The sequence below is a fragment of the Nonomuraea sp. NPDC049419 genome (assembly GCF_040676995.1).
GTDB lineage: Bacteria > Actinomycetota > Actinomycetes > Streptosporangiales > Streptosporangiaceae > Nonomuraea > Nonomuraea salmonea.
Map to the genome: position 1 here is coordinate 147,240 of NZ_JBFAQB010000008.1, position 14,024 is coordinate 161,263.

Annotated in this window: 15 protein-coding genes; 7 read left to right on the plus strand and 8 right to left on the minus strand. The window is 71.9% G+C overall.

What is annotated here, in order from left to right; genetic code table 11:
- Positions 1-68 precede the first annotated feature (68 nt).
- Positions 69-1,208 carry a cystathionine gamma-synthase gene (locus AB0K12_RS24375; protein ID WP_364565405.1) on the plus strand — a complete coding sequence of 380 codons (1,140 nt, stop codon included), beginning with the start codon at positions 69-71 and terminating at the stop codon, positions 1,206-1,208.
- A gap of 21 nt (positions 1,209-1,229) precedes the next feature.
- On the opposite strand, the gene AB0K12_RS24380 is transcribed toward AB0K12_RS24375, so the two are convergent.
- Both AB0K12_RS24380 and AB0K12_RS24385 read right to left on the minus strand, forming a co-directional pair.
- Entirely contained in the window at positions 1,230-1,658 is a 429-nt protein-coding gene (locus AB0K12_RS24380) for a hypothetical protein (RefSeq protein WP_364565408.1), read from the minus strand.
- 10 nt (positions 1,659-1,668) lie between these two features.
- Positions 1,669-1,794 carry a hypothetical protein gene (locus tag AB0K12_RS24385; RefSeq protein WP_364565411.1) on the minus strand — a complete coding sequence of 42 codons (126 nt, stop codon included), beginning with the start codon at positions 1,792-1,794 and terminating at the stop codon, positions 1,669-1,671.
- Between the two features lie 139 nt (positions 1,795-1,933).
- Here AB0K12_RS24385 and AB0K12_RS24390 point away from each other — a divergent pair, with 139 nt between their 5' ends.
- A complete protein-coding gene (locus AB0K12_RS24390; protein WP_364565414.1) occupies positions 1,934-2,356 on the plus strand; it encodes a DUF6292 family protein in 423 nt (140 codons plus the stop codon).
- A 62-nt stretch (positions 2,357-2,418) separates the two neighbouring features.
- Here the strand turns inward: AB0K12_RS24390 and AB0K12_RS24395 are convergent, their stop codons facing one another.
- Entirely contained in the window at positions 2,419-2,880 is a 462-nt protein-coding gene (locus AB0K12_RS24395; RefSeq protein ID WP_364565417.1) for a VOC family protein, read from the minus strand.
- Positions 2,877-3,479, minus strand: coding sequence for a DinB family protein (locus tag AB0K12_RS24400; protein WP_364565420.1), 603 nt, complete (start codon positions 3,477-3,479; stop codon positions 2,877-2,879). Before AB0K12_RS24400 ends, AB0K12_RS24395 begins: the two co-directional genes overlap by 4 nt.
- 61 nt (positions 3,480-3,540) lie before the next feature.
- Here AB0K12_RS24400 and AB0K12_RS24405 point away from each other — a divergent pair, with 61 nt between their 5' ends.
- From AB0K12_RS24405 to AB0K12_RS24415, 3 genes are all read left to right on the plus strand, one after another.
- Positions 3,541-4,521, plus strand: coding sequence for a YafY family protein (locus AB0K12_RS24405; protein WP_364565423.1), 981 nt, complete (start codon positions 3,541-3,543; stop codon positions 4,519-4,521).
- 149 nt (positions 4,522-4,670) lie between these two features.
- Positions 4,671-5,501 (plus strand): helix-turn-helix transcriptional regulator, encoded by an 831-nt coding sequence (locus tag AB0K12_RS24410; RefSeq protein ID WP_364565426.1) that lies wholly within the window; start codon positions 4,671-4,673, stop codon positions 5,499-5,501.
- Between the two features lie 44 nt (positions 5,502-5,545).
- On the plus strand, positions 5,546-6,499 hold the full coding sequence (locus AB0K12_RS24415; protein ID WP_364565429.1) for a zinc-binding dehydrogenase: 954 nt from the start codon (positions 5,546-5,548) through the stop codon (positions 6,497-6,499).
- A gap of 73 nt (positions 6,500-6,572) precedes the next feature.
- Here AB0K12_RS24415 and AB0K12_RS24420 read toward each other — a convergent pair whose 3' ends face one another.
- The 4 genes from AB0K12_RS24420 to AB0K12_RS24435 form a co-directional block, all read right to left on the minus strand.
- Complete coding sequence (locus tag AB0K12_RS24420) at positions 6,573-7,031, minus strand: GNAT family N-acetyltransferase (RefSeq protein ID WP_364565432.1); 459 nt, start codon at positions 7,029-7,031, stop codon at positions 6,573-6,575.
- Between the two features lie 41 nt (positions 7,032-7,072).
- Positions 7,073-9,031, minus strand: a complete 1,959-nt coding sequence (locus tag AB0K12_RS24425; protein ID WP_364565435.1) for a hypothetical protein — start codon at positions 9,029-9,031, stop codon at positions 7,073-7,075.
- 51 nt (positions 9,032-9,082) lie between these two features.
- Positions 9,083-9,817 carry a hypothetical protein gene (locus tag AB0K12_RS24430; RefSeq protein ID WP_364565437.1) on the minus strand — a complete coding sequence of 245 codons (735 nt, stop codon included), beginning with the start codon at positions 9,815-9,817 and terminating at the stop codon, positions 9,083-9,085.
- A 62-nt stretch (positions 9,818-9,879) separates the two neighbouring features.
- A complete protein-coding gene (locus tag AB0K12_RS24435) occupies positions 9,880-11,271 on the minus strand; it encodes a sigma 54-interacting transcriptional regulator (RefSeq protein WP_364565440.1) in 1,392 nt (463 codons plus the stop codon).
- A 171-nt stretch (positions 11,272-11,442) separates the two neighbouring features.
- Here AB0K12_RS24435 and AB0K12_RS24440 point away from each other — a divergent pair, with 171 nt between their 5' ends.
- Together AB0K12_RS24440 and AB0K12_RS24445 are read left to right on the plus strand one after the other, a co-directional pair.
- A complete protein-coding gene (locus AB0K12_RS24440) occupies positions 11,443-12,618 on the plus strand; it encodes an FIST N-terminal domain-containing protein (protein ID WP_345409397.1) in 1,176 nt (391 codons plus the stop codon).
- Positions 12,619-12,676: 58 nt separating this feature from the next.
- Positions 12,677-13,921 carry an ROK family protein gene (locus AB0K12_RS24445; protein ID WP_364565443.1) on the plus strand — a complete coding sequence of 415 codons (1,245 nt, stop codon included), beginning with the start codon at positions 12,677-12,679 and terminating at the stop codon, positions 13,919-13,921.
- Positions 13,922-14,024 lie beyond the last annotated feature (103 nt).

Sequence of the window (14,024 nt, forward strand, 5' to 3'; positions counted from 1 at the left end):
CAGGACCCCGGCCGGGGCGCGGGTGCGGGGCGGCTTGAGCGCGGCGCGCGTCCACTAACGTGGCTGGTATGAGCAACGGTTTTGAGACCCTGGCCATTCACGCAGGTCAGGAGCCCGACCCGCTGACCGGCGCGGTCGTGCCGCCGATCTACGCCACGTCCACCTACAAGCAGGACGGCGTGGGCGGCCTGCGGTCCGGATATGAGTACAGCCGCTCGGCCAACCCGACCAGGACCGCGCTCGAAGCCGCGCTGGCCGCCGTGGAAGGCGGGGCGCGCGGGCTCGCGTTCGCGTCGGGTCTCGCCGCCGAGGACACCCTCCTGCGTACGGTCTGCAAGCCGCAGGACCACGTCATCATCCCCGGCGACGCCTACGGCGGCACCTACCGCCTCTTCTCCAAGGTCCACGAGCGCTGGGGCCTGCACTACGACCCCGTGCCGCTGCACGATCTCGACGCCGTGGCCACCGCCATGACGCAGAAGACCAGGGTCGTCTGGGTCGAGACGCCCACCAACCCGCTGCTCGGCATCGCCGACATCGCCGCGCTGGCGCAGCTCGCCCACGACAACGGCGCGCTGCTGGTCGTCGACAACACCTTCGCCTCGCCCTACCTGCAGCAGCCGCTCGCGCTCGGCGCCGACGTGGTGGTGCACTCGACCACCAAATACGTCGGCGGGCACTCCGACGTGGTGGGCGGCGCGCTGGTGGCCGCCGACGCCGGCCTCGGCGAGGAGCTGGCCTTCCATCAAAACTCCATCGGCGGGGTGGCCGGGCCGTTCGACGCCTGGCTGACGCTGCGCGGGCTCAAGACGCTCGGCGTGCGCATGGACCGCCACTGCGCCAACGCCGAGCGCGTCGTCGACCTGCTGCTGTCGCACCCGAAGGTGACCGAGGTGCTCTATCCGGGGCTGCCCGACCACCCTGGCCACGTGGTGGCGTCGAAGCAGATGCGCAGGTTCGGCGGCATGGTGTCGTTCCGCGTCGCCGGGGGCGAGGCGGAGGCCGTGGCGGTGTGCGACCGCGCCAAGCTCTTCACGCTGGGGGAGTCGCTCGGGGGAGTGGAGTCGCTCATCGAGCACCCCGGCCGCATGACGCACGCCTCGGCCGCCGGGTCGCCGCTCGAGGTGCCCGCCGACCTGGTGCGCCTGTCGGTCGGCATCGAGACCGTCGACGACCTGCTCGCCGACCTCACCCAGGCGCTGGGCTGAGCCGTTCCTGACGGTGGCGCCCTACTCGGGCACCACCATCAGGAAGAGGATCACCAGCCAGATCACCGACAGCAGGCTGCTGATCGCGGCGATCCGCCCGTTCTCGACCTTCGCGTCGTCCTCGGCGCTCTCGTTGGAGAGCGCCTGTACGGCGGCGCGCAGGTCGCGGTCGATGAGGACGAGCAGCACGATGCCCACGATGAACAACGTCATCGACGCCGTCATATACCACCGGCCGAGCAGCCCGTCGCCCATGACGATGCCGAGGATGAGGCCGAACACGAACACGCCGATGCTGCCGATGGCGTAGATCCTGGTCGTGCGCTGGATGAAGCGCAGCGCGGGCACGTTCTTGGTGCGGATGACCCGGGGCGCCGACATCGTCACGGCGGTGATCGGACCGAGCGTGAAGATCGCGAATCCGATGTGCAGCCAGAGAAGCAGGTCCATGCGGGAGAGACTAGTCCCCGATGATCTCGCTGGGGGATTCGACACTCTCTTTGCTCGTGGCCGAGCAATGCATGCACAACTCCATGGCCGTCACCGTGACGACCATGAGCACGACGAGGAGCACGGCGGCAATCATGGGTCCCCCTCCTTCCCCGTCGGGGACGTGAATATCGTCCGTAATGACTAGACGGCTGTGCAACGGAATAAGTTCGGCGCGGGTATGGTTGGGCAACGCCGCTTTTTCCTTACCGTTTGGGCACAAGGAGGTGCCGTCCGTGGCCATCAAGCACGTCGAGCCGTACTCCGACGAGTGGCTGCAGCAGCCGATCAGCTACGTGCAGCGCGTTGTCGAACTGCTCGGGTCAGAGGTCTCGGACTGGTGGGAGGGCCCCTGCGATCCGCGTGACGCCACGGTCAAGCTCACCGACGGCACCGCGCTCGTGTGGGACGAAGAGAGCGGGTGGCGGCTCGGCCGGTTCGTCGCCGGCGGGCGCGGGCAGCACACCGAGCTTTCGGGCGTCCGTTATCTCGGTCATGGGCTGCTGCCGCGCCCCGAGCGGGTGCGCGAGGCGCTGCGCGACGCGCGCGCCGGGGTGGGAGCCAGCTCGGCCTGGCGCCCCTGCTACCGCTCCCACCGCAACTGCCGCGACGGCTTCGACGTCGCCCTCGACTTCTACTCCCGCCTCATAGACGCCTGACCTTCGCGCCTCGCGAGCGCCTGATCCGCGAGCAGCCGTCCCGGTTCTCGCCCGGGGCGCCGTCAGTCCAGGCAGAACTCGTTGCCTTCCGGGTCGAGCATCACGATGTGGCCGCCGCTCATCGGCGGCTGCGGCTCGTACCTCTGGACCCGGGTGGCGCCCAGCTTGAGCAGCCGCTCGCACTCCGCCTCCAGCGCCGCCATGCGCTCGTCGCCCGCCAGGCCGGGAGCCGCACGCACGTCGAGGTGCACGCGGTTCTTCGCGACCTTGTCCTCGGGCACCTGCTGGAAGAACACCCGGGGCCCGGCGCCGTCGGGGTCCTCGATGGCCGAGCTGCTGTTGCGCCGCTCCTCCGGCACGCCCATGCGCTCCAGGAAGTCGTCCCACGCGGCCAGTGGGTCGGCGCCTGCGGGCAGCTCGACCCCGGGAGGCGCGGGGTGGACGTACCCGAGCACGTCGCGCCAGAAGACGGACAGCGCCCGCGGGTCGTGAGCGTCGAAGGTGATCTGAATGTGTCGGCTCATCGCTGGGCGCCTTCCGTGGTTCGCGCGTCGTTCGCCAGGTGGGTGTGCAGGTAGAGATCGCGCAGCAGGCAGACCTCCGACAGGTGGTGGATCAGCTCGCGGTGGATGTGCAGCACCAGATCCGCCATGGGGGCCTCAGGATACGGCTCCTTGTCCCCGACCGGGACGCGCAGCCCGTCCTCGCCCAGACTCTGGACGCCGGCCAGCCACGCCTCGACCTCCCTGTCCAGCTGGTCGAGTGCCTGCGCCGCGGTGCCGGCGTACTCCCAGGTCTCGTACGAGGCCGGCGGCCCCCCGAAGTGGGACGCGGTGCGCGCGGCGAGCACGCCGACGATGACGTGCCCGAGCCGCCAGGCGATGGTGGTGAACGGCGCGGGGACCGGCGTCGGGTAGGCGAAGTCGATGGTGAAGTCTCCCGTCCCGCCCTGGATGGGCGCCGTCGACCGGCCGCGCGGCCACACGTTCCAGGGGTCGGGCACCGGCGACCAGAAGTACTCGTCGTCGGTGAGCCCCGCCAAGCGGGGCCGCAGATGGTTGGTCCAGTGCCAGGCGAACTGCTCGCGCAGCGTCCTGTTCCAGTCGAACGCGGTTGTGCTCATGGCTCCACGATGACACCCCTAGCGGACAGGATCGGTCCGCAATCTCTGGCAGGCTGAGAAAATGACCCTGGCAAGCGAGGACGAACGCGGAACGACGGAGCGGGTGCTCACCCTGCTCGGGCTGCTCCAGCAGCGCCAGATCTGGACCGGGCCCGAGCTGGCCGCCCGGCTCGGGGTGACCTCACGTACCGTGCGGCGCGACGTCGAACGCCTGCGCACGCTCGGCTACCCGGTGCACGCCAGCCAGGGCGTCGGCGGCGGCTACCAGCTCGGCCCGGGGCAGGACCTGCCGCCGCTGCTCCTCGACGACGAGGAGGCGATCGCCACCGCCGTCTCCCTGCTGGTCGGAGCCGGTGGGGCGGTGGCCAGCGCGGGTGACGCCGCGCTGCGGGCGCTCACCAAGCTCGACCGGGTGCTGCCCACGCGGCTGCGGCACGAGGTGCGGGCGCTGGCCGGCTCGGTGGAGTCCTTCGCGGGCGGCGGCCGGGAGCCGATCGATCCGAAGGTGCTGATGACGCTGGCCAGGGCGTGCCGGGACGAGGTGGAGGTCGCCTTCGCCTACCCGTCGCGGGAGGGGCAGCGGACGCGGACGGTGGAGCCGTACCGGCTGGTCGCCTCCTCCCGGCGCTGGTACCTGCTCGCCTTCGACCTCGACCGCGACGACTGGCGTAACTTCCGGGTCGATCGGATGAGCGAGGTGGCCGCGCGGACCCGGCGGTTCCGGCCACGGGAGGCGCCGGACGCGGCGGCGTACGTGCAGGAGAACGTCACCACCCGCGTCTACCGGCACCAGGCGCGCTTCCTCGTGCACGCGCCGGTCGAGGTGGTGCGGGCGCAGGTGCCGGCGGCGGCGGGCGTCGTGCACGACCGGGGGAGCGACGGCTGCGAGGTGGTCGCCGGCGCCGACAACCTCGACTTCGTGCTCATGCACGTGGTGCTGCTCGGACACGACTTCGACGTCCTCGACCCGCCCGAACTGGCCGCCCGCTGCCAAGCCCTGTCCACCCGCCTCCTCGCGGCCGCCCGGCGCGGCGAGGACTGAACGGCGCCTCCCACGTGGCCGATCCGCGGCCGCGGCCTCGGCCGGCGTCGCACGGAACCGGCGCCCTTCCGCCGGCCCTGCCCAGGAGCTGCGGCAGCGCCCCTTCCTCGGGCGCGGGGACTGGGGGTTTGTCGCTTATGGTGTGTTTCGTGAGTGCCAGTCAGCGTCGTCGTGAGCAGCTCAAAGAGTTCCTGCGCGCCAGGCGCGAAGCGCTCGCGCCCCCTGACGTCGGCCTGCCCGCCGCCGGACGTCGCCGCACTCCCGGGCTGCGGCGGGAGGAGGTGGCGGTGCTGGCCGGGGTCGGGGTGTCCTGGTACACGTGGCTGGAGCAGGGGCGCGACATCAAGGTCTCCGGCGCCGTGCTCGACGCCGTCGCCCGTGCGCTGCTGCTGGACGAGGCCGAGCGCTCACACCTGTACGTGCTCGCCGGCCTGAACCCGCCGGACCCCGCAGGACGCCCGGGCGCCCCCGTCAACGATCAGCTCAGGGCCGTGCTGGACGCCTGGATGCCCAACCCGGCCCACGTCCTTGACCGGCACTACGGCCTGGTGGCGACGAACGACGCCTCCAGACGCGTGTTCGGCTTCGACGAGGACGTCAGCAACTGCATGGTCGCGTTCTTCACCCATCCGATCTACCGGGGCAGGTTCACGGCGTGGGACGAGTTCGCGCCCGACATGGTGGCAGATTTCCGGGCATCGGCGGCCCGATATCCGGGCGATCCGGTCTTCGAGGAGATCGCTGATGGGTTGCGTGCGGTCAGCCCGGAATTCGCGGCGTTGTGGGCGCGGAGCGACGTGCGGTCCCGTTCGCAGGGGGTCAAGGCGATCACCCATCCCGAGGCCGGTGACCTGGTGTTCGCGTACTCGTTGTTCCGGCTGCCGGACCGGGCGGACCTGAACGTGGTGCTGCACACGCCCGACCCCGACACCGACACGCAGCGGAAGCTGGAGAGCCTGGTGTCCGTACACCCAGGATGAGCCGGCACTGCCTCGCAGACGGCTCAGCCCGGACGATGGACGGCATGAAGGCAATCACGATTCCCGCATTCGGCGGCGCTGACGTTCTGCGGCTCGACGAGGTCAAGGTGCCCGAGCCAGGGCCCGGCCAGGTTTCCATCGACGTGGCGTACGCGGGTGCGAACTTCGCCGAGATCCTCTACCGGCAGGGGCTGGCCGACGTGCCGCTGCCGTTCGTCCCGGGGATCGAGGTGTCCGGTCACGTCAGGGCGCTGGGCCCGGGTGTCGAGGGGCTGCGGGCGGGGCAGCCGGTCGCCGCGCTCACGATCGTGGACGGCGGCGGGTACGCCGAGGTGGCCGTCACCGCCGCCGACCTGGTGGCTCCGCTGGACGGGCTCGGGCTGGAGCTCGATGTGGCGGCGGCGCTGCCGTCCAACAGCACGACGGCGTTCCTGGTGCTCGACCGGGTGGCCCGCATCGAGCCGGGGGAGAGCGTGCTGGTGCACGCTGCGGCCGGCGGCGTGGGGAGCCAGCTCGGGCAGGCCGCCCGGCTGCTGGGGGCGGGCCGCGTGGTGGGCACCGTGGGCGGCCCGGCCAAGGTCGAGGCGGCCAGGGCGTTCGGGTACGACGAGGTCGTGCTGCGTGCGGCGGCCTCGGGGCGGTTCGACGTCGTGGTGGACATGGTGGGCGGCGCGACCCGCCGCGACAGCCTGGACCTGCTCGCCCCAATGGGCCGGCTGGTCGTCATGGGCAACGCCTCCGGCGCCGGGGACGTCGGCATGCCGGCCAACGAGCTGTGGCTGACCAACAAGACCGTCTCCGGCTTCAATGCGGCCGCCTTCGCCGCCACCTTCCCGGAAACCGCAGGCCAGGCCCTCCGCCGAGCCGTGAACGCCGCCGCGAGCGGCGACCTGCGCGTGCAGATCGACCGGCTCCCCCTGACCCAGGCCGCAGAAGCCCACCGCCGCATCGAGTCCGGGGGCACCACCGGCAAACTGGTCCTGGAAGTGCGGCGCTGAGCAGCACCCGACGACGACGGGGACGCGCCACCGCGAGGTGCCGCCACGCGCGGCGTCGGCGTTTCGCCGGTGGCTAGGGCTCGGGGGCGTGGAGGGCCAGCATGATGTGCTGGTCGTCGCCGTGGTGGAGGGTGCCCTCGCGTTGGAAGCCGTGTTTCTCCAGCAGACGGACTGAAGCGGTGTTGCCCTCGTGGGGGTCGGCGTAGAGCGGCCGGTGGGGCTCCTCGGCGAGGAAGAGCGCGATCGCGCGGCTGCCGATGCCGCGCCCCCAGAACGCGCGCCCGAACCAGTAGCCGAGGAAGCGCCGCTCCTCCTCCCACCACGCCACCAGGTTGCCCGCCAGCTCCCCGTCGACCAGCACGGCCCGCACGTAGACGGTGGGGTCGCCGAGGACGTTGGCCTTCCAGTGGCGCAGGAACGCCTCACGCTCGCGTGGCGCGAACCTCGACCGCCGCGCCGCCTCGGGATCGTGCTCCTGCGCCAGGAACACCTCCAGATCGGCCTCCGTCACGTCTCTCAGCCGTACATCCATGCCGGGCAGTCTCGCAGGCGGCACCGACAACCTCGCGGCCGTCACCGCGTGCGGCGCAACCGCAGGAAGTCGCTCACCACGTATTCGCCCAGCCGGTCGGCGCTCGGCGAGAAGACCCGCCCGCCGTTGCGCCGCGCCACCTCGTCCACGAACTCCTTCAGCCGGTCGTCGGCCGCCAGCATGAAGACGTTGATCGTGGCCCGCCGCCGGGTCATCTTGTCCACCTCGGACAGCGTCAGCTCCAGCGTCTCGTGCGACGGCGGCCACTCGAACGCCGAACGCCCGTTGCGCATGAGGTGGGCGGTCGGCTCGCCGTCGGTGACGACCAGCACCACCGGCTCGAAGTCGGGGTGGCGGTCGAGGTGGCGTCCGGCGATGAGCAGCGCGTGGTGCAGGTTGGTGCCCTGGACCATGTCCCAGTCGAGGCCGGCCAGCTCGTCGGGCTGCAGCACCCGGGCGTAGTTGGAGAAGCCGATGATCTGTACGGCGTCCTGCGGGAACTTCGAGGCCACCAGCGCCTGCAGGGCCAGCGCGGTCTGCTTGGCGGCGGCCCACGTGCCGCGCAGCGCCATGGAGTAGGACAGGTCGACCAGCAGGCAGACGGCCGCCGCGCTGCGCCGCTCGGTCTCGGCCACCTCGAAGTCGTCGACCGACAGCCGCACCCCGACCCGGTCGCCGAGCGTGACGCCGCCGCTGCGCACGCCGTTGACCAGCGTGCGTACGACGTCGATGGGCTGCTCGTCACCGAACCGCCACGGCCGCGACGACCCGGTCAGCTCCCCGGCAGAGCCGGCGTCGTGCTGGTCGTGGTCGCCCCTGCGGCCCGCGTCGAGCGAGGAGAAGACCCGGCGCAGCGCGGTCTCGCCGAGCCGGCGCACGGCCTTGGGGGTCAGCTCCAGCTTGCCGCGCCGGCGCAGGAGGTAGCCCTGCTCCTCGAGCTCGCGTTCGATGCGCTTGAGCGCTTCGAGGTCGTCGACGGCTGAGCGGCCGAGCGCGCGGCGTACGGCGGCCTCGTCGATGTCGTCGAGCCGCGCGCCCGGGTAGTCCTGGCGCAGGGCGGTCTCGAGCTGGGTGAGGTCGGCCAGCTCCTCAAGCGCGGTGACGGCGTCGCCCATGGCGAGCGGCTCTTCGCCGGTGAGGCGCTCGGGGGCGTTCCAGGCGAGGTCGGGGCGGCGGGAGTAGAGGGCCTCGCCGAGCCGGCGCATCTCGTCGGCCAGGCCCGCCTGCTCAAGGGTCTGGTTCATCAGGTTGCCCAGCTCTTCGCGCTGGCGCGGCGTCATCGAGGCCAGCATGCGCTGGGTGGCGGCGGCGCGGCGGGCGAGGATGTCGACCAGCTCGTCGAGGTTGCGCGGCTTCTCGGGGAACAGGTCGCCATATTTCGCCATAAATTGCTCGAAATCGGCTTGGGTGTGCTCGCCGCGGGCGTCCTTGTCGAGCATCGCGTTGAGGTCCGCCATCATCTCGCGGACGCGCTGCATCGCCTCGGGATCGGGGTTGGCCAGCGCGTCGCGCAGCCCCCTGAACTGGCTGTCGAGCACCTCCCTGCGCAGCAGGTCGCGCAGCTCCTCGAAGGTCTGCATGGCCGCCTGGGAGCGCCAGTCGTAAGAGCTCAGCTCCTGGATCGCGCTCGCGGTGTCCTCGGGCAGCGCGTCGAGGCCCGCCTCCCGCAGCCGCGCGTCGTCGGACGGGTCGGGGAACAGCTCGGCCCGCTCCTGCCCGATCGCCTTGTCCAGCAGCGCCCTCGCCCGCTCCAGCGTGCCGTCGAGCCGCCCGCGCTCGCGCAGGTCACGGCGGCGCTTGCGGACCTCCCTGAGCATGTCGTCGAGCCCGCGCCGCTCCTGGGTGCCCGGCAGGCCGCGCTTGAGCAGGTCGCGCAGGGCGTGGACCGGGGTCGAGCCTGACAGGATGGCGTCGCCCATCTCGTCGAGCGCGGCGCGTACGTCATAGGGAGGCGCCAGGGGATCGGGGCCGTCGTGGTACTCGCCATAGCGGAAGGCCATCACGAAACCACGCTAACCCCGAAACAAGCCCCGTGGTGTTACGCCGAGAGCTCAGGCGTCGCCGAAGACCTCCCACACCTGGTTGAGCGCGCCGGAACCGGGCGTGTAGTCGATCTTCGCCAGGACGGGGTACCTGACGGTCTTGAGGGCCTTCGTCAGGTCCGTCCACCTGCACGGCTTCTTGCCCAGGCCGTTCTTGTCCGCGTTGACCGGACGGCCGGTGAGCCAGCCGTCGCCGCAGCGGGCCGTGGTGCGGGAGAACGTGGTCGCGTACGTGTAACCCAGCTTGACCGTCTTTCCGCCGCTCGCGAACAGCACGGTCGTGTCGTTCACCCGCTTGATCGTCCCCGTGGCCGTCCGCGGCTCGGGCCACTCGTTGAGCAGGATCTCGTTGACCCGGGTCGCCGCGCCGCTGCGGTACTCGACCCGCACCGGCACGGGCCCCCGGGTCAGCGAGGCGGTTAGGTCGGCGGGCGCGCAGCGCGTACGGCCCAGCCCGTTGCCGTCGAGCGCGACCCTGCCCTCGGTCTCCTTCAGGTCGCAGGCCGTCGTGACCCGCCCGTACGCGGCCTTGGCGTAGCCGAGCCGCAGCTCCTTGGCCCCGGCGGCGCTCGCCAGCCGGTGGAACTTGGTGCCCTTGACCCGGGCCGCCTTCTTGGGCACGAGCCGCAGGCGGCCCTGGCCGTCGGCCCACGCGTACCCGTACGCGGACGTGGCGGCCTCGGCGGGTGCCGCGAACCCGCCCAGGACGAGAGCGGCGGCGGTGGCGCAGGCAAGCAGGCGCATGACGGTCTCCCCCGGCTAAGTGATGAACTCACCCCCTTTGACGCGGGAGACCGCCGACATGTTCACGTGCGGTAAACGGTCACGCCGTCAAGATCTTCCTTGGACAGCCGCCGCATCAGGTAAAGACCCTCAAGAGCGAACTCCAGCGCCGCCGCCGCGTGCCCGGGCGACTCCTCGCCCGCGCCCATGCCGAGCCGCGACATGACCTTGGCGAGACCGGCGACCGGCCCGATGCGGGTGAGCAGGTCACCGGCGGAGACCAGCTCGCCCGACTCCACCTGGTTGCCCTCGGCGAACTTGTCGGTCACCGGCGACAGGTCCATGCCGCCCAGCCGGCTCCTGAACGTCTCGGCCGTCGCCCGGCGCAGCAGGTGGGCCAGGATCTCGGTCTCCCTGCCCTCCTCGCTGACCTCGAACTCCACCTTGCCCCGCAGGCTGTGGACCACGCAGCCGAGGTCGACCACGCGGGTGACCGGCTGGTCCTCGCCCGTGATGGCGGCACGGCGCACCGCCGAGGCGGCCGCGGTCTCGGCCGCGGCGATCGAGAACCTGGCCGACACGCCGGAACGGGCGTCGACCGCGGTCGACTCGCGGACGAGCCGGGTGAAGCGGGCGATCACCTCGACCAGGTGCTCGGGGACGTCGGCCCCGATGTCCGGCATGGACTCCTGGCGGATGAGCGTCAGCTCGTCCTCGACGGTCAGCGGGTAGTGGGTGCGGATCTCGGCGCCGAACCGGTCTTTCAGCGGCGTGATGATCCGGCCCCTGTTGGTGTAGTCCTCGGGGTTGGCGCTGGCGATGAGCAGCAGGTCGAGCGGCAGGCGCAGGTTGTAGCCGCGCACCTGGACGTCTCGCTCCTCCAGCACGTTGAGCAGCGAGACCTGGATGCGCTCTGCCAGGTCGGGCAGCTCGTTGACGGAGAAGACGCCGCGGTTGGTGCGCGGCACCAGGCCGTAGTGGACCGTCTCGGGGTCGCCGAGCCGCCGCCCTTCGGCGATCTTGATCGGGTCGACGTCGCCGATCAGGTCGCCCACGGAGGTGTCGGGAGTGGCGAGCTTCTCGCCGTAGCGCTCGTCGCGGTGCTTCCACGCCACCGGCAGCTCGTCGCCCAGCTCCCGCGCCAGAGCCTGGCAGCGGGTGCAGGCCGGCGCGTACGGGTGGTCGTTGATCTCGCAGCCCTCGATCACCGGCGTCCACTCGTCGAGCAGGCCCGTGACCGTGCGGATGAGCCGGGTCTTGCCCTGACCGCGCTCGCCCAGCAGAACCAGGTCGTGCCCGGCGAGCAGCGCCCGCTCCAGGTGGGGCAGGACGGTGTCGTCGAAGCCCACGATGCCGGGGAAGCGGGGCTCACCCGCCCGCAGCTTGGCCAGCAGGTTTTCCCGGACCTCGGCTTTGACGCTGCGATGAACGTGGCCGCTCTCTCGCAACTCGCGGAGAATACGTGGCTGATGCACGGGATCGAGACTACGTCCCCTGCGAGGAATGTGGCAGAGACTTTCGCACCTGGCGGAGATTTCGGATCTTGACTATTAGGTGACGGTTCGTGCGCGTGCTTGTCCCTTTAGTGGGGAGAATCGGGCCTAGGGAACTTGGACATGTCGAGGGAGGCGAGATCCGTGGCCTTGATGACAAGCCGCTTCGCCGACGGCCTCGCCGTGGGTTCCGACCTGGTGGAGGCCGCGGAGAACGCCGTCGGCCAGGCACTGTCGAGGCTCAGCGGCCAAGCAGATCTGGTCTGCTTCTTCATTTGCGGCGACGACCCCGACGACGTCGCCAGGGCCGGCGAGGCCGCGATGAAACTCGCGCCCGAAGCGCACGTGATCGGATGCAGCGCCACCGGAGTGATCGGTGACGGTCAGGGGGTGGAGCTGACGCCCGCCGTGAGCGCGTGGGCGGCGACCCTGGAGGGCGCCCGGCTCACCACGTTCGCGCTGGAGACGCTGGCGGCCGAGGACCGGTTCGTGGTCGTGGGGCTGCCGGAGCGCAATGGGGACGACCACGTGGCGATCCTGCTGGCCGACCCGTACACCTTCCCGACCGACGCGTTCGTGGAACGCTCGGTCGACGTGCTCGGCGAGCTGCCGCTCATCGGCGGGCTGGCCAACGGGCTGCAGGGACGCGGGTCCGTACGCCTCTTCGCCGACGGCGAGATCTACACCGAGGGTGCCATCGGCGTGCTGCTCAGCGGGCCGATCAAGGTGAGCACGGTGGTGAGCCAGGGCTGCCGGCCGATCGGCCCCAGCATGGTCGTCACCGCCTCCGAGGACAACCTGCTGCTGGAACTGGCCGGGCAGCCCGCGCTCGCCCGCCTTGAGGACATCGTCAGCGACCTCGACGAGGACGACCGCGAGCTCGTCGCCTCCGGGCTGCAGATCGGCCTGGCCATGGACGAGTACGCCGAACGCCACGAACGCGGCGACTTCCTCATCCGGGGCGTCATCGGCATCGACCCCGACAGGGAGGCCGTCGCCATCGGGGACGTCGTCGAGGTCGGCAGGACCGTACGCTTCCAGGTCCGCGACGCCGCCACCGCCGACGAGGATCTCTACGACCTGCTCGACGCCCACCGGGAGGAGATCGGCAAGGTGGACGGGGCGCTGCTGTTCTCCTGCAACGGCCGCGGCTCCGCCATGTTCGGCACCGCCGACCACGACCCGGTCGCGCTGCGCGACACGCTGGGCCCGATCGGCGTGGCGGGCTTCTTCGCCGCCGGCGAGGTCGGCCCGGTCGCCGGCCACAACCACGTCCACGGCTTCACCGCCTCCGTCCTGGTCTTCTCCAGCCCTTCGAGCACCCCGTGACGCTGCCCGCGGAACGGGGCTCAGGCCCGGCCGTGCCTGTCCTGCGGGCCAGGACTTCGTGATCCTCGCCATCGACGTCGGCGGCACTAAGCTGGCCGCCGGCCTGGTCGGCCGCGACGGGACGGTGACCGGACGGCGGCGGGTCGCGACGCCGCAGGGCGCGGACGCCGAGACCCTCTGGCGTACGCTCATCGCCCTGGTCGAGCCCCTCGCGGGTCACGCGGAGGCGGTGGGGGTGGGCTGTGGCGGTCCGATGAGCTGGCCGGACGGAGAGGTCTCGCCGCTCAACATCCCCGGCTGGCGGCGCTTCCCGCTGCGCGCCCGCCTCGCGGAGCGGTTCCCCTCATCACCGGTACGCCTGCACAACGACGCCGTCTGCCTGGCCGTCGCCGAGCACTGGCTGGGCGCCGGGCGAGGCAGCAGGGACATGCTCGGGATGGTCGTCTCCACCGGCGTGGGCGGCGGCCTGATCCTGGGCGGCCGCCTGGTCCACGGCCGCACCGGCAACGCCGGGCACATCGGCCACGTCGTGGTCGAGCCCCACGACGGCCCCCGCTGCACGTGCGGCGGCCACGGCTGCCTCGAAGCAGTGGCCCGCGGCCCCGCCCTGACCTCCTGGGCCCTGGCGAACGGCTGGCGCCCGAACCCCCGCAAACCCCCGGCTCCCGTCCCCGCGCCGGTCACCGCCCAGCCGGACACCGCTGTGGGATTCGGCGGCGCCGCACGTGGCGAGCCCGGGTGGCCCGGTGGGACGCACGTGCGGACCGCTCAACGGGCCGGCGAGGGCGCGCCTCACGCCGATGCCGCCGGGAGCCGCGTGCTGACCGGGAGCGAACTCGACGGGAAGGGAGTTGCGTTCCGGGAGGGTCGGGCGGCGGCCGGGAGCGGTCTTGGCGGGGAGAGGGTCGCGTTCCGGGAGGGTCGGGAGGCGGCCGGGAGCGGTCTTGACGGGGAGGAGGTCGCGTACCGGGAGGATCGGGAGGTGACGGCGCGGGAGCTGGCGGCGGACGCGCTGGCCGGGGATCCGGTGGCCGTACGGGCGATGCGGCGGGCCGGGCGGGCACTAGGCGTGGCGATCGCCTCCGCCACGCACCTGTGCGACCTCGGCCTGGTCACCGTCGGCGGCGGGCTGGCGCAGGCGGGGGAGCCGCTGTTCGGCCCATTGGAGGAGGCGCTGCGCGAGCACGCCAGGATGGGGTTCGCCCGGCACGTCGAGGTGCTGCCCGCCGCACTCGGCCAGGACGCGGGCCTCGTCGGCGCCGCCGCCCTCCACCTGGCCGCCGACCGCTACTGGTCCACCTGACCCCCGACCCACGAGACCCGGAAAGAGACGCGCACTTCGGCCTGCGGGCCGGGGGAGCGAGGCGGCCTTCGGCCTGTGTGGCTCGGGAAGCGACGCGCGGTTC

What these genes read in the sequence shown, in the direction of transcription:
- AB0K12_RS24420 (WP_364565432.1), bottom strand. Translation starts at nt 7,031, where the DNA reads ATGGATGTACGGCTGAGAGACGTGACGGAGGCCGATCTGGAGGTGTTC.
- AB0K12_RS24425 (WP_364565435.1), bottom strand. Translation starts at nt 9,031, where the DNA reads ATGGCCTTCCGCTATGGCGAGTACCACGACGGCCCCGATCCCCTGGCG.
- AB0K12_RS24405 (WP_364565423.1), top strand. Translation starts at nt 3,541, where the DNA reads ATGACCCTGGCAAGCGAGGACGAACGCGGAACGACGGAGCGGGTGCTC.
- AB0K12_RS24430 (WP_364565437.1), bottom strand. Translation starts at nt 9,817, where the DNA reads ATGCGCCTGCTTGCCTGCGCCACCGCCGCCGCTCTCGTCCTGGGCGGG.
- AB0K12_RS24380 (WP_364565408.1), bottom strand. Translation starts at nt 1,658, where the DNA reads ATGGACCTGCTTCTCTGGCTGCACATCGGATTCGCGATCTTCACGCTC.
- AB0K12_RS24395 (WP_364565417.1), bottom strand. Translation starts at nt 2,880, where the DNA reads ATGAGCCGACACATTCAGATCACCTTCGACGCTCACGACCCGCGGGCG.
- AB0K12_RS24385 (WP_364565411.1), bottom strand. Translation starts at nt 1,794, where the DNA reads ATGATTGCCGCCGTGCTCCTCGTCGTGCTCATGGTCGTCACGGTGACG.
- AB0K12_RS24400 (WP_364565420.1), bottom strand. Translation starts at nt 3,479, where the DNA reads ATGAGCACAACCGCGTTCGACTGGAACAGGACGCTGCGCGAGCAGTTC.
- AB0K12_RS24440 (WP_345409397.1), top strand. Translation starts at nt 11,443, where the DNA reads ATGACAAGCCGCTTCGCCGACGGCCTCGCCGTGGGTTCCGACCTGGTG.
- AB0K12_RS24415 (WP_364565429.1), top strand. Translation starts at nt 5,546, where the DNA reads ATGAAGGCAATCACGATTCCCGCATTCGGCGGCGCTGACGTTCTGCGG.
- AB0K12_RS24375 (WP_364565405.1), top strand. Translation starts at nt 69, where the DNA reads ATGAGCAACGGTTTTGAGACCCTGGCCATTCACGCAGGTCAGGAGCCC.